The organism is Kibdelosporangium persicum (assembly GCF_013280595.1).
Classification (GTDB): Bacteria; Actinomycetota; Actinomycetes; order Mycobacteriales; family Pseudonocardiaceae; genus Kibdelosporangium; species Kibdelosporangium persicum.
In genome coordinates this window covers 1-14,280 of sequence record NZ_JAAATY010000017.1, presented here as the reverse complement: position 1 = coordinate 14,280, position 14,280 = coordinate 1, and the positions used below count along the sequence as shown (strand labels likewise).

Annotated in this window: 14 protein-coding genes; 6 read left to right on the top strand and 8 right to left on the bottom strand. The window is 64.6% G+C overall.

Annotation, left to right across the window (positions count from 1 at the left end):
- Positions 1–36 precede the first annotated feature (36 nt).
- Entirely contained in the window at positions 37–210 is a 174-nt protein-coding gene (locus tag GC106_RS27110; RefSeq protein WP_217281025.1) for an NAD(P)-binding domain-containing protein, read from the bottom strand.
- 57 nt (positions 211–267) lie between these two features.
- Between GC106_RS27110 and GC106_RS27105 the strand changes: the two genes are divergently transcribed.
- Positions 268–405 carry a hypothetical protein gene (locus GC106_RS27105; protein WP_173136366.1) on the top strand — a complete coding sequence of 46 codons (138 nt, stop codon included), beginning with the start codon at positions 268–270 and terminating at the stop codon, positions 403–405.
- A gap of 10 nt (positions 406–415) precedes the next feature.
- A complete protein-coding gene (locus GC106_RS27100) occupies positions 416–925 on the top strand; it encodes a MarR family winged helix-turn-helix transcriptional regulator (RefSeq protein ID WP_312872881.1) in 510 nt (169 codons plus the stop codon).
- Between the two features lie 37 nt (positions 926–962).
- Here GC106_RS27100 and GC106_RS27095 read toward each other — a convergent pair whose 3' ends face one another.
- Entirely contained in the window at positions 963–1,982 is a 1,020-nt protein-coding gene (locus tag GC106_RS27095; protein ID WP_173136364.1) for an aldo/keto reductase, read from the bottom strand.
- Between the two features lie 150 nt (positions 1,983–2,132).
- Here GC106_RS27095 and GC106_RS27090 point away from each other — a divergent pair, with 150 nt between their 5' ends.
- Positions 2,133–2,990: a helix-turn-helix domain-containing protein gene (locus tag GC106_RS27090; RefSeq protein WP_173136362.1), complete on the top strand. Its 858-nt coding sequence runs from the start codon at positions 2,133–2,135 to the stop codon at positions 2,988–2,990.
- Between the two features lie 534 nt (positions 2,991–3,524).
- Here GC106_RS27090 and GC106_RS27085 read toward each other — a convergent pair.
- From GC106_RS27085 to GC106_RS27070, 4 genes are all read right to left on the bottom strand, one after another.
- Positions 3,525–4,931: a hypothetical protein gene (locus tag GC106_RS27085; protein WP_173136360.1), complete on the bottom strand. Its 1,407-nt coding sequence runs from the start codon at positions 4,929–4,931 to the stop codon at positions 3,525–3,527.
- Between the two features lie 31 nt (positions 4,932–4,962).
- Positions 4,963–6,036, bottom strand: a complete 1,074-nt coding sequence (locus tag GC106_RS27080; RefSeq protein ID WP_173136357.1) for a cytochrome P450 — start codon at positions 6,034–6,036, stop codon at positions 4,963–4,965.
- A gap of 337 nt (positions 6,037–6,373) precedes the next feature.
- Positions 6,374–7,120, bottom strand: coding sequence for a class I SAM-dependent methyltransferase (locus GC106_RS27075; RefSeq protein ID WP_173136355.1), 747 nt, complete (start codon positions 7,118–7,120; stop codon positions 6,374–6,376).
- Positions 7,121–7,921: 801 nt separating this feature from the next.
- Positions 7,922–8,542 carry a class I SAM-dependent methyltransferase gene (locus GC106_RS27070; protein ID WP_173136353.1) on the bottom strand — a complete coding sequence of 207 codons (621 nt, stop codon included), beginning with the start codon at positions 8,540–8,542 and terminating at the stop codon, positions 7,922–7,924.
- A 992-nt stretch (positions 8,543–9,534) separates the two neighbouring features.
- Here GC106_RS27070 and GC106_RS27065 point away from each other — a divergent pair.
- The gene (locus GC106_RS27065; RefSeq protein ID WP_312872896.1) at positions 9,535–10,980 is read left to right on the top strand and encodes an alpha/beta hydrolase; all 1,446 of its coding nucleotides are present in this window, start codon (positions 9,535–9,537) and stop codon (positions 10,978–10,980) included.
- Positions 10,981–11,410: 430 nt separating this feature from the next.
- Positions 11,411–11,746: a hypothetical protein gene (locus tag GC106_RS27060; protein ID WP_173136349.1), complete on the top strand. Its 336-nt coding sequence runs from the start codon at positions 11,411–11,413 to the stop codon at positions 11,744–11,746.
- Here GC106_RS27060 and GC106_RS27055 read toward each other — a convergent pair.
- The gene (locus GC106_RS27055) at positions 11,711–12,241 is read right to left on the bottom strand and encodes a hypothetical protein (protein ID WP_173136347.1); all 531 of its coding nucleotides are present in this window, start codon (positions 12,239–12,241) and stop codon (positions 11,711–11,713) included. The genes GC106_RS27060 and GC106_RS27055 overlap by 36 nt on opposite strands.
- Before the next feature lie 166 nt (positions 12,242–12,407).
- Between GC106_RS27055 and GC106_RS27050 the strand changes: the two genes are divergently transcribed.
- Positions 12,408–12,929 carry a hypothetical protein gene (locus tag GC106_RS27050; protein WP_173136345.1) on the top strand — a complete coding sequence of 174 codons (522 nt, stop codon included), beginning with the start codon at positions 12,408–12,410 and terminating at the stop codon, positions 12,927–12,929.
- A gap of 216 nt (positions 12,930–13,145) precedes the next feature.
- Here GC106_RS27050 and GC106_RS27045 read toward each other — a convergent pair.
- The coding region (locus GC106_RS27045; RefSeq protein ID WP_173136343.1) for an amidase at positions 13,146–14,280 on the bottom strand (1,135 nt) is incomplete at its 5' end.

Sequence of the window (14,280 nt, the reverse complement as noted above, 5' to 3'; positions counted from 1 at the left end):
GAGCCCCTGAGCTGGATACGGCGCTTCCGTTTCTTCTCACTTGATCCGGGGCAGGCGGTGGGAGGCGGGGGCGGCGCAAGCGTTCGGCCCCAGTTCGGCGACCAGGTTCTGGAGCGTCTCGGGGCCGAGGGAGTTGCCGAGGACCACGTTGTGGCCCGCGGCGATGGCTGGTCGTGCGACTGTGCTGCCGATGAGTCCGACGGTTGTCATGGGGTGATTGTCGTCCTCCGCACCAATCATTTCAAGGTTGATTTCAACCATGAATCGATGCTGGACTTGGCGCCACGGCTCGGCTACGACTCGTTGTGGACCTGGGAACGACCGATGCGGCTGGCCGCGTCCACCAAATCAATGTCCTGGTACCCGCCTGGCGAGCGCGAGTGGTCGACCTGGCCTTTTGAGTAGGATCGCCGGCGTGAAGGGCCAGAGTGAACCCCAGTGGCTGTCGCCGGACGAGCTCGACGCCTGGATCTCCCTGTCCTGGCTGATGATCAAGCTGCCCAGTGAGATCGACGCTCAGTTGCAGCGTGACAGCGGCATCTCGTTCTTCGAGTACCTCGTGCTCGCCTCGCTGTCCATGTCTCCCGACCGGTGCCTGCGAATGAGTGACCTCGCCCAGCACGTGAACGGTTCGGTGACCCGGCTGTCCAACGTGGCCAAACGCCTTGAGCAGCGCGGCTGGATGCGACGGGCGCCCAGCGCGGAGAACGGCCGCTACATCGAGGCGACCCTCACCGAGGCGGGCATGGCGGTGGTCAAGAAGGCCGCACCCGGCCACGTGGCCGCGGTCCGGCGGTACGTGTTCGACGCGCTCAGGCCCGACCAGGTGACCGAGTTGCGTGACATCGGCCGCCAGATCGCCGGCCAAGTCGAAGGCGAGCACACCGGGATGCGGTCCACCGGACGGACCCCGCGGCGGCTCTGACCTGGCGAACCAGCGCGGGTGATCCGCGGGCCCCGGCTCAGGCCGCCGACCGGAGCCCAGCGGGGCGACGCCGGAGAGCGGTCTCGAGCAATGCCGGGGGTCGGTACTCCTGGTCGAGCGCGGTGACGTCGGTGCCCGGCGGGACGATCTCGTCGATCCGGTCCATGACCTCGTCGGACAGTTCGACGGCAGCCCCGGCCAGAAGGTCGTCGAGGTGTGCCATGGTGCGCGGGCCGAGGAGTGCGGCGGTGACGCCCGGGTGGGCGACGGCGAACGCCATCGCCAGGTGAGTCATGGGCAGGCCGGCCTCCTGCGCGAGCGGGACGAGTTGTTCGACGACGTCGATGCGGCGTTCGTCGGAGAGGTGGCGGGAGTACTGGACGCGTTTGAGGTCGTTGCCACCGCCTTTGCGCACCCGGCCGGTCAGCATGCCTTGGGCGAACGGACCCCACACCATGACGCCCATGCCGTACTCCTGCGCGATCGGCAGGACCTCCCGTTCGATGCCGCGATTCAGGATCGAGTACGGCGGTTGCTCGGTGCGCAACCGCTGCAGCCCGGCGCGTTCTGCGACCCACTGGGCCTGGACGATCATCGAGGCGGGCGTCGTCGAGGAACCGACCACGCGCACCTTGCCCGCCCTGACGAGGTCGGTCAGGACAGAGAGGGTCTCCTCCAGGTCGGTGTCCGGGTCGGGCCGCTGGAGCTGGTAGATGTCGATGTAGTCGGTGCCGAGCCTGCGCAGGGAGTTCTCGACGGCGGTGGTGATCCAGCGGCGGGAGCCGCCCTGCTGGTTGGGCCCCGCGCCCATGGGCATGCCGACCTTGGTGGCCAGGACCACCTCGTCGCGGCGGCCCTTCAGTGCCCTTCCGACGATATCCTCGGAGTCGGCGTAACGGTCGGCGGTGTCAATGAGGTTGATCCCGGCGTCGATCGCCTTGTGGATGATCCGGACCGACTCGTCCGGTGCGTTGCCCATCTGGCTGGCGAACATCAACGTGCCGAGTGCGTAGGGGCTGACCTCGATCCCGGTCCGCCCGAGCTTGCGGTACTTCATCAACGTGCTCCTTCGGTGCAGACCGGCAGGTGGCTCCCGCCGGCCGGTAGATCCACCTTCCGCGAGCCCCCGGGAATCGACCAGTACCCGCCGCAGCCGGTGGATCCCGAGTACCACGACGGGCCGCGGCCGACCGCCGATACTGGGGAGATGACCGGAACCACGGATCTTGGCAGGGCCTTGCATGCTTGGCGGGATCGCACGAAACCCGCAGAGGTCGGCCTGCCAGGCGACGGACACCGGCGCGCGCCAGGCCTGCGGCGTGAGGAGCTCGCCCTGCTCGCCGGCCTGTCCGTCGACTACATCGTGCGGCTCGAACAGGGCAGGTCGACCAATCCGTCCCCCCAAGTACTGTCCACGCTGGCTCGGGCGTTGCGGCTGACGACGGCGGAGCGTGAGCACCTGTTCGTGCTCGCCGGTCAGACAGTGCCCGGCCCCGGGCAGGTCTCCGACCACGTGCCCGCAGGCGTCCAGCGCCTGCTGGACCGGCTGACGAGCACCCCACTGAGCGTGTACGACGCCGCATGGAACCTCATCACGTGGAACCCGCTGTGGGCCGCGCTGTTCGGCGACCCGCCCACACCACACGACTTCAGGAGGAACGCGGTGTGGTGGTCCTTCGTCGAACCCCTCGTCGGATACCCCCAGGCAGTGAGCCGGGAGACGGGACACCGCACGGCCTTCGTGTCCGACCTGCGAGCGGCGTCGGCTCGCTATCCGAAGGACGCCGGCCTGGCCGCACTGATCCACGAGCTCCGAACCCGCAGCGGTGACTTCGCGGCGCTGTGGGACTCCGGCGTGGTGGGCGTGCACGAGCCCCTGACCAAGACGGTCCGACACGCCAGCGTCGGTGAGATCACCCTCGACTGCGACATCCTCGCGGCACTCGGAACCGACCTGCGGATCATGGCCTTCACCGCGCCGGAGGGCAGTGAGACCGCCGACCGGCTGCGGCTGCTGGAGGTCATCGGCGTCCAAGCGCTGACGGGAGCCGGAACGGACACATGATCGGGGAGCATCCCAATACCTGACCTGCTCCGTGTAATGGCATTGAGCATCCCGCGATGGCGCCGCCGGGGATAGTCGCGAAATTCGGCACGGTATGCCGCGAAACGCCCCCTCCGCGGCGACCTCACCGATCGAACCGCCTTCCGCGCTGTGCCACACGATCCGCGCCCGCAATGCGAACGTGGTCGTCAGCGACACCCGGCCGCGTGGGTTCAACAGCGCACCCTGCACATTCGAGTGAACCGACAGCCGCCCGGTGGCATGCGATGGCCTCCGGGCGGCACTATTCCTCGCGAACGACCTTGACAAGCCGTCGGTAGTTGCGCCCGACAGGAAGGCCGGGACCCGCAACAGTCAGGTGGCGGAAGCATCCCGCACACGCCACGGCAAACTGACCACGCAGCGAAGCTCCCGTGGTGAGAAGTCCTCGGACGGACTCCTCCTGCTACCGGAACTTCGCTGCTTCCTCAGCGGCCGACACGCCGGATCGAACCGGTTATATCACCACCTAAAAATCTTGAAACGGACGTGGTCCTACAACAGGCTCGATTGGTATGCGTGATGAGAATGTCCGTAAAGGTGATCGACGAGAGTGAACAAGTCGATCATGTTGCCTGCCTCATCGACCGCATAACGGCCGGGGTCGTTAAGGTACGGCGTGGCCAGTCGTCCCTGCGTGTCCACGGTCAGCAGGCGTTCGGCCGAGTAGATCCCCAGCGCCGGCGGCGGTCCGTTGCCCAGCTTGTCCAAGACGCGTTGGGCGTGTTCCCGCCGAGGGAACTCCTCGTAGCTGTCGACCACAATGGACAGACCACTTCCCGTCTGCTGTCGAACGCGCGCGCCACGCAGGACTTCCACGATGTAACTCGCATCGTTGAGTTGCGTGGAGGTAGACGGCGACTCGACTTGCAACAGCAGGTTCCACGCGGGATCTCCACTACGGGAGAGCATGTCAAGGAGGTCTTCGTGCCGTGTGGATCTTCTGTTGGACACGGACATCCGGATGTGCTCAGCAAGCAGATCCAGTCCCGGTGACGGGCACAGCACCCTAGCGCGATCCTCACAACCGACGGCGGCGAGTTCGGCCCACAGGCGCTGCTGGAACAGCTGGCTGACGCGGTTGTGGCGAGCATCGACCAGGTCAAACCATTTCAGCGCCAGCTCTCCGTCAACAAGGTCCCGCTGGAAAGCGTCAAGCAGGTAGCCGTAGTACTGCACGCGCGGAACCTCGACGACGATGGTCAGCGGCAACGTCATCGGCAATGTGGCCGCCACATCGGCAATCGTGCGGGACAGATGCGCGGCCGTGAGGTACTCGTACAGCGAGAAGTCGTCGTCCATAGTGATGTGAGTGAGGCGGCAGGTTGGCGGCCGTTGGGTCAGATGCTGAAGCAGGGGTGGGCTATTACCGTTCTCGTCCCAGAACTTCAGCGTCTTGTCGCTGAACAAACAGATGCCAGAGTGAATGGACACAGCCTCCACTCCGGCCAATGAGCGGGGCAAGTTCTTGGCACCGCGTAGGTGCACGTAGTGTACGCCACGCGGGAATCGCGCCTCGACGAAAACGTCTTCCGTGAGGTAACTGCTCGTCTGCACCGACAGGGCCCGGTCACCCCTGGTCAGAAGGTCTGTGCCGAAGAAAGTGGCGACGCCTGCCACGCGTCTGGCTGCGCGGGAAACCGGACGGCGAACGTTGCGCCCTTCAGTGGGCGATTTGTCGTTCTGCAGCGAGATGTACTGCACGCCCTGGATTCCGGAGACGGGATGCTCAATGGCATCGTCGGTAAGAAAGTGGCGACGTAGCGCGGGGAGTACATTTGACTCGCCCCCTTGGTGTACGGCTAGAAGCGTGTCGTCGAGCCGACCCAGTTCATTGACAGTGAGATCTTCTTGACCTCTCCACGAGAGGTCACTGCGCACATGCACCTTGTTCGAAGTCACAATTATCTCCGATCGAGCTGCACCTTCTCTGTCAGGTGTTCCAGGTGACGAGAAGCGAGCTGGGGAGGATGAACATGGAGTCCTGGTCGAAAGAGATCTCGTGTTCGGGGACCGCGAGTTCGAGATCGGCGAACCGCTCGAAAAGCGCCTGATAAGCAATGGCGAGAATCATTCGGGCCTGATGCACACCCAGGCAGAAATGAGGTCCGGCACCGAAGGTGGGATCGGCGTTTTCCATGCGGTGGATGTCGAACTTGGCAGGGTCACGATAGTAGGCGGGATCCCAGGTGGCGCCGAGCATGGTGGCGCAGACCGCGTCGCCGCGCCGAATGGTGACACCGTGCAGATCGACGTCTTCGGCCGCGATACGCGGCAGTCCGAGGACGCCGTTGTGGTGGTAGCGCAGGACCTCTTCCGCCGCGCGAGCCCACAGTTTCGGATTGTCTCGGCACTGGCGGAGTTGGTCGCCATGCAGCAACAGGGTGAGCGGGCCGGTGGCCAGCGGGGAGACGAGGGATCCCACACCGACAACGACGAGGTAGGAGGCGGTGCCGTGCAGTTCGGCTTCGCTGAGGGTGCCGTTTTCGTAGGCGGTGAGCAGGGCTCCGATGGGGTCGTCGCGATCGGCGACGTCGTCGTGGCGGCGGGAGTCGATGATCCGACGGCTGAACTTGGCGATAGTGGTGGATGCGGCGGCCAGGGAGGCAGGGGTGTTTCGAAAGGCAGTCTGGACAGAGAAGCTGTTCACGAATGCGCCCGCCATGTCCGGACGGACCTTGAGCAGTGCGCAGGCGATGGCGGGGGGAAGCGAAGCGGCGAACGATTTGACGAGGTCGGTCGGATTAGGTCCGTCGGCTATTTCGTCCAGGGTGGTGTGGATCAGTTTGGTGACCATCTCGCGGTGCCGTTCGGTGGCCGAACGAGAGTAGTAGGGCGCGACGACGCGGCGTACCCGAGTATGATCGGGCGGGTCGAGGTTGAAGATTGAACCCTGGACCGCAGTGGTGTCGTCACCAACGATGCGGGGCGCACCATGGAAGGCGAGTTCGCGGGAGAAGCGCCGGTCGGTGAACACGGTGGCGATGTCGTCCTTGTTGGTGATCATCCACGCTGAGTCCCCCGAAGGCAGCACGACTGGGCAGACAGGTTGATGCTCGCGAGCCCAGTGCACCAGCGGTGGTGGGGTGCCCATCCGACCGGCTGGGAACGGGTAGCGCAATGGCAGTTCAGGGGAGGTTTCAGGCATCGGTAATGTGCTCACGATGTGCCACCTTTCTGACGTGTTCATTTAGAGCGCCGCAAGAATCCGGCGACAATAGCGAAGAAAGGTTGATGTGCAGCAAAGATTCGCCACCGATTACGTGATCAACACCGGCCGTGAAGTGTTCAGCTCTACCTCAGGACAGAAAAACCTCGTATGCGGCCAATTGGCCAATCGGGCATTAAACATGGGCCTGGAAAATCACGGCCTGAGGTGCTGCCAGGTAGGCAGCCCAATAGTCGTCGCCATACCTCGCGACGCCATTTTCGGAAACGGTGGGCAGGGTCCAGGACAGACTGGTGAACCCGGCCGAAGTGGCGGCATGTTCATAGGTGCCGCGAGACCACCAGTGGGCGGTGACGCTAAAGCTCTGTCCAGGCAGGGCGGAGTGGAGGGTGACCGGGGCTCCTTCCCGGTCCTCGTCCTGAGTGAGAGTAAAGCCGTAACCGGCATAGTAGTCGCGACCACGCCCGTAGTCGGGATTGAGAGTCATTGCGACCAATCGGCCGCCTTCGGGAGTCAGCGCGCGGCGAGCGGTGGTGAAGAACCCGGTCAGCTGTTCAATCGTGGCCGCGTAGCAGAGCACATAGACCGAGGCGACCAGATCGAACCGGCCGTCTATATCGGGATCACCACCAGGAGCTGGCCGAGTCGCATCCCGGCGCAGATACTCCACGTGCTCCGGAGTCCCAGCGTGGGCTCGCGCAGTGTCAAGCATACCCTCCGACACGTCTATACCGGTTACTTTGGCCGCACGCCAAGCGGCGAGGCGACGAGTGTAGAGGCCGGAGCCACAACCAAGGTCGAGCACGCGGAGCCTGGCGATGTTTCCGACGGAGTGACGAAACGAGTGGTGCTCAAGGTGCTCTCGGAACGGCAATTCAACCGCAGAACGCTCGTAAGCCTGCCCTAAAGCGTCAAACTGCACCAATTTGCACCCCTTATTCTTTTGCCCAATATGTCACTCAAGTGAGCCTTACTCGTGACTTCAGCGATCTCGTGAAATATTCGAAAAACCTGACAGCATGTACGGTTGTTACTGCCCAAAGGGCTATGCCGCATGGAGGCAAGGCCTCGGCAGAGTCATGTAGGGGCTTGCCTAAGCCCGCTGGCCGGTCGAGCGGAAAGGTGCCGACTAGGTCGTGTTTCGAATGTCCCGGTCGATGAGAGTCTGCCCCGGCCGGAGGCCGGAATCGGCTCGGTGGGGCGGTTCCTGGCGTCGCCGCGGGATCGCCGCGAATACTGGTTGTCTTTGGGCGGTCCCGCGGTGGCGTCAGGGGCCGCATCCGGCCCGGCTATCGCGATCGGGCATTTGAAACACGACCTAGCGCTGGTCGTGACGGATAACCAGCCCAAGCTGGACGTACTCGTCTGGGACACCGCCGCGCGACACACCACAAGCAAGATCGGTCACGGCCTGATCGAGGCGCACCACCCAGGTCCTGAGCGCCCTGGCCGACGTCGTGTTTCCCTATGCGCGCCAAGCGTTACTGATCGAACGCTACGTCACCAACCATGCCAGTTGGCACACCAGCGCCATCGCTGTCCTGGGAGTCGCCAGCCTCACCGCCCAGTACACCGCTCCTGTCCAGATCGGTGCTCTTGTGCGCAACCCATTGGCGCATCGAGAACAAGCTGGATTGGGTCCGTGATGTCGCCACGGCGAGGATGCCTCCCGTGTCCGCGCCCTCGTGTCATGGCGTCGCTACGCAACCTCGCGATCAGCGCCTTACGGCTTGCGCGCGGCGACGAACAGGTCGTGTTCCGGTTGAGCCTCCGGATGATCAGCCAGGAACTCGACAACCCGCTCACGCACGACCTCCAGTCCCGCGTCGGTCAGCCGCCGCTGGAACTCCTCCGGTGGGTAGCTGCTGACCGTGACCGCCCTCCCCAAGAAGTACGCGTCGAGGCCTTCGACATCGGCGGGCACGGTGGCCAACAGCAAACATCCGCCCGGCGCCAGCCACTCGACGAACTTCGTCAGCGTGGCGTCGATCTCGGCACGGGTCAACTGGAGCAACGAAAAGAACACCACCACCGCATTCCAACTTTCAGCCGGATACGACAGCGTCCGCAGATCCGCGACCTCGAACCGGGCACCGGGTACTTGCGCTCGGGCGATCTCGATCATCGCCGGCGAGACGTCGCAGCCAGTGACGTCGTGGCCGGCAGCCACCAGCAGTTCGGCCGTCGGCCGTCCGGTACCGCACCCGACGTCGAGCACTCTCGCCGCGTCCGGCAATTGTGTGAGCAGCCAGTCGACCTCCTCGCGCTGGACCGTGTGTCCCGCGTATGCCTTCTCATAGTCGTTGCCCAGTGCGTCGAACACCTCGGCAGCAGAAACACCCATGGTGCCACCATAATCGGTCAGCCACCGTGACCGGTCGTCGTAGCGGGTGACACAAACTGGCCGAGTTTGACGCAGTACGCGGCCACAGGGCGGACGAGTCCGTGCCGAGCGGCGCGTCCGGTTGGAAGTACTGGAACCGCTGCACAGGCAGCGGCTCGAACCCTGACTATCCGACGCCCCAAGGAATCCCTCCACCGATGCCTGGGCGCTCACAGAATTCGGTGACGCGTAAGGCCATTACGCCGATGCCAAGTGCCGCAAGAACTACGCTGGCACAGTGCCGAGCACCCGCCAGTCCGGCAAGGCCAAGACAGTGCATGCACGGTTCGTCGACAACGATCATCTGGTTGACGCGCTGCATATGCAGGCCGCTGCGGCAGGTGAACAACCGCCTAGTAGCAGTACTTTGTCGAGTCGGCGGCCCAGTCGGGCTTGATCGCGGACCACCGCTCGGCGCCACGGTCTTGACCTGTGTGCAAGCCGGACCATCTGGTCTCGCACGAAGCTCGACCCGCCCGTGTTCGCGCAAGTCGGCGCGCGCTAACGACGTACCACTAGTCGGCATCCTGCACAGCTGCCTCCAAACCGGCACTCTCTATGCCCCGGTAACTGCCTGGTCATCCGCTACCAACAAACCTCGTAGCTTGACAACCAACCTCCTGGGGTGTGTGACGCCCGTCCGGGACCAGCTTTCCAGGGCAGACCGGACAGTCCGCCATCTCTCGTCCGAGCGCGGTGGGGCCATGGACACCTTCCCTTGTCGACACGGCCTGCGCTGCGTCTGGCTAGGCGGAAGGACTCAACACGAGCCCTCACAAGGGAAACGCCCAAGTTCCACGGGAACCCAGGCATCCAGCTCAACGAGCAACGTTCCTTACTGGTTCCCCCGACCTGTTCCCGATGAGGTCTAGGGGGACAACGTCAGGGTAATTCCCGCTACCCCTCTGGTGCGATCCGCCAATACGGTCGGCCTTGTGCAGAAATGGATCCTGATGGCGGCGACCGTAGCCGGTCTTTGTGTTGTGCCGCAAGCCGCGGCCGGGAGCACGCTCGACTGGGGAGCATGCCCGTTTCCGTCCAAAGCGGAATGTACGACGGTGAAAGTACCGCTGGACTACGAAAACACGGATGCCGGCTCCATCGACATGGTGGTTTCGCGCACGCGGAGCACCAATCCGCCAGCCAGGCGTGGGGTTCTGATCGTCAACCAAGGCGGTCCTGCGCCGCACGCGAACGACACTTTCGAGATCTTCCCTCGTAGCTTGACCGACGCCTACGACATCATCAGCTTCGACCAGCGCGGGTTTGGTCGCAGCGCGCCGGTCCGATGCCAGGTGCCGGCCAGCCGGGACACGCTCATCCCGTGGCCCCAGCCGGGTGGATTCGCCGAGGACGTATCGGTTGCCAAGCAGATCGCGCGGAACTGCGTCGAGCAGGGCGGGCCGGTGATCGCGCACATGGGCACCGCTTACGTGGCACGGGACATGGAGGTGCTACGCAAAGCGTTGGGGGAGAGCAAGATCAGCTACCTTGGGATGTCGTACGGGAGCTATCTCGGTACGGCCTACGCGTCCCTGTTCCCGGAGCACACCGACCGGGTACTGCTGGTCAGCGTGTCGTCGCCGGACCGGATGTGGCGGGGGCACTGGCAGCGATCGCTCGGCGAAGGGTTCGCTCTGCGGTTCCCGGATTTCGCCCGTCACGTCGGTCAGCCAGTTGATGAGGTGTACCCGAGGCTTGTGACGCTGACCAAGCAACTCGACCGTGCCCCGCTACAGACGCCCAGGGGCGTACTCGACGGCAACGTGCTGCGTGCGGCGATCTACGCCGCGATGTACAACGACGGCCAGCTTCCGATGCTCGCATCGTTGGCACATGCGGTGGCCGCAGGTGACGCGGCGACTGCTGGTGACATGGCGTTGCAATTGGGGGCGTGGCGTCCCACTGACCGTGCCGCCGCGATGCTCGGCGTTTCCTGTTCTGATGGGGACTGGCCTCGGTCGATGAGCGTCTATCAGCGGGAGGTCCACGCGGACGCTGTCCGGTACCCGCTGTTCGCGGGCGCCGGTTCGAACGTGTGGCCTTGTGCGTTCTGGCCTTACCCGGTGGATGAGCGGGTCCGGGCCAATCCGCGTGGCCCACAGAACATCCTGATCATCAACAACGTCCGCGACCCGTCGACTCCGCTGGCCAACGCACAGGAGTTGCGTGCAGCCTTCGGCGATCGCGCACGGCTCGTTACCGTCGAGCAAGGCGGTCACAACGCGTACCTGTACTCGCCCAACGTATGCGCGAACGATGCAGGTACGGCGTTCCTACTCGGCGCCACAGCGCACGACAAGAACTGCGTTGAGATAGACAACGGGACGACCGGAGCCGCGGGTGTCGGTGACCGACAGGGCCGTGTCGTCGACGGGCACCATGCCGGTCCATGGTGAGGTGGCCGAACCAGTCATGCGATCAGCATCCACCTTGACCTCGGGTCAAGGTCAAGTGGACCCGTGACGCCTCCGATTGGGTGTTGACGCGTGCATGAGTCACCTCTTCATCAACGAGAAACAAGAAAACTTATGTCCGAAGTGGACCGTTCTGGTGATTCGATTCGACGGCCGTCGTGTTGGCGGTTTCCTTTGCTTGAGCGCCAGAGCAAGGGCTGGCTGTCAGCCGTCGAATACGACGTCGCTTTGGACGCAGATCCGGAGGGGCGCGGTGTTGTGCGTGTCGTTGCGGACAAGCCACGGCTCGGTGTCGTCGAGGTCGATCGAGCCGGGTCGACGTAGAGCGCGACGTGGACGCCTGCGACGGTGATCGCTGGCGAACGCCCGCTCTACCAACCGTTTTCACTGTCTGTGGGATGTGGAGGTCACGATGACCGACACGCCCGCAAACCTTCCACAGTGGTCGATCGTGCTCATCGACCACCTCCAGATCCTGTCCACTGTCCCGAAGGAGATCGCCAGCAGGCTTCCCGCCGACCCCGACGAGCTGTTCACCGCCGAACAGCTCGCGGAACTGTTCCAGCTGTCAGCGTGCACGCTCAAGGACCAGGCCGGGGCCGCGACGACCTCCTGTCATGCCGATGAGCGGAGTGCTGCTGTGGGGACCTACGGCGTTCTTCCAGTCGCCACCCGCGGATCGAGTGGACATTTCATTTCGAGGTTGCCGTGGTCAGATGCCGATGACGAGGGCGCCCACGAGTGTTAGTTGTGAAACTCCTGTGGTCGCGCAGGCGATCGGGTTGGGCTGTACCGCCAGGAGCTGCACTTTGGCCGGTTCGGGGGTGAAAGTGCCGGAAACAATCGATCCAAGCAACACTATTTCGATGTTGCCTCCGACCCTGCTGGAAGTCCTGTTGTAGGAGAGCGTACTTGGCGCCACGGCGGAGTTCGTCCACGTGAAGATCCGGGTTCCGCTGCCTTGGTAGAACAGGGCCGTGCACGTGTAGTTCGGCAGTGTGGCCGTCTCGGTGTAGCTCCCGGCGGAGGCCGACCCGTTGGTGCAGTTGAAGAGCTGGCCGTTGACCGTGACTGTCACAGTCTGCGGAGTATCGGTCACCGGCTGGCTGAAGGTAGCTACTTCGTTGACGAGACAGGTCTGGTCAACCGCGGCCCGCGCGGCCGGCGTCGCCCCCAGTAGTGCCCCCGCGGCGACCGCCAAGCACACACCGGCCATTGCGAACGTGGTTTTGATTCCGTTCATCGCGACACCCTTTCAGGTTTCGTCATCCCCGGCCGCAAGCAGCGCGGACAAAAGCGGATCAATCACTGACTTCGCTGTCGACACCGGGCCCGTTACGACGTTGCTGTAACACCTGGTAAAGCACGGCCGATTCGACATCCGCCCGACAAAGCAGAAGAGAGGTCTCATGAGGACGATCAGGAGAACACTTGAGGTATTGCTCGCGGCCACGGTGATGTTGTTGACCAGTGTGGTTCCGGCCGCGCATGCGGCGGTTGATCAAGTTTGCGTCCTCAACGAGGTTATCGTCTACAGTCCGCCATTGACCAATACGCCACAGACCGTCACGTTCACCGTCAATGGTCAACTCTTCAACTGCACCAGCGGCTCGGCCTCGACGGGCAGCTACTCGGAAACAGGCACGGCGTCGAACGCGACATGTACCAGTGTCCTGAGCGCAGGTAGCGGAACCCGGATCTTCCATTGGACCAACACGGCGATCGCGCCGAGCGCGTTCTCCTACAACAGGACCGTCAGCCGAATCGGCGGCAATATCGTGGTCGTGGCCGAGGGTTCGATCATTTCCGGAACGTTCACCCCGGATCCGGCGAAATCGGTGGGGCTGGGTGCCCAGCCCAATCCTGTCGCGTGTACGACGACAGGAGTCCCCCAGCTCACGGCCGCGGGAACTCTCACCATCGGCATCTGACCGGCAAGCGCACTCTCATGCCGCTGAGCGAGCGCGTCAACAGATCCAACTCGACTTCTGCTCATGCCGAATGCGGATGTCCATTCAACGCCGAGATCGTTCTTCGCGGTTGCCGGATTTCGCGTCTGTGGCGCGCTTCTCGTTCCCCTTGTGGTCAAGACACGGCTGGGAGACAGCGGTCTGGGTTGGGCGGGCTGGCCAGCCGGGACTGGCACATCAGGGCTGGAGTGGCGGGCGACGGTCGCGGACCGGGCTGACCGATTCGAGTCGTTCGGCCAGTGCGAGGAGGTCGTGGTCGGCCCACCAGGTGCCGACGAGCTGGACGCCGATGGGCAGGCCGCTCGCGGTCGTCCCGAAGGGCAGCGAGACGGCGGGCAGGCCGGTGAGGTTGAAGGGCACCGTCGCCCGCATGACGTTGCGGGCCGGTACTTTCTGCCCGCCGACAACGTAGCTGGATTGCGCATGCGGCGGCGCCGGGATCGTCACGACCGGGCAGACGAGCACGTCGTAGTCCTGGAACCAGCCCGTGAACACCGACCTCAGCTGTTCCACCTCGCGCTCGGCGGCGAGGTAGTCGGCGATCGTGACGTCGGGGGCCTGGAGCGTCCGCGCGATCACCGGGTGCAACTCCGCCTCCCGGCCGGCTGTGATGCCGCGCAGGTAGGGCAGCATCTCGGCGGTGAACAGCGTCGCGGAAATCCGCGTGCAGTCGTGCTCGGCGAGCCACGGGATGCCGACCTGCTCGACCGGGAAACCGAGGCCCGACAACGCCGTGGCCGCCGCGGTCACCGTGCCGGCCACCTCGGGGTCGATCGGGCCGAACGCGTCGGTGGTCCAGCCGATCCGGACGGGCCCGCCGGGCCGGGCGCCGGGCAGGGCGACCGCGTAGGGGTCCAGCCTGTCGGGGCCTTCCAGCACCGACAGCGCCAGGCGCAGGTCGCGCACGCTGCGCGCCATCGGGCCGGTGTGCCACCACCGCCGTAGTACGTGCGGGAAATGACCGGTGCACGGCACCCGGCCGTGGGTGGGTTTGATCGAGGCGATGCCGGTGTCGTGGGCCGGTCCGCGCACGGAGATCGCGACGTCGCTGCCCAGGCCGAGCGGTGACAGACCCGCCGCGATGGCCGCGGACTCGCCACCGCTGGAGCCGCCGGGGGTGCGCTCGGGGTCGTAGGGGTTGAGTGACCGGCCGACGAGGAGGTTGTCGGTCTCGGTCCAGTACGACATCTCCGGCAAGTTGGTCTTCGCCAACGGGATGCCGCCCGCGGCCCGCAGCCGTGCCACGGCGGTGGCGTCGGCCTCCGGCACATGATCGGCGAACAACGACGATCCCCGGGTGGTCCGCACACCC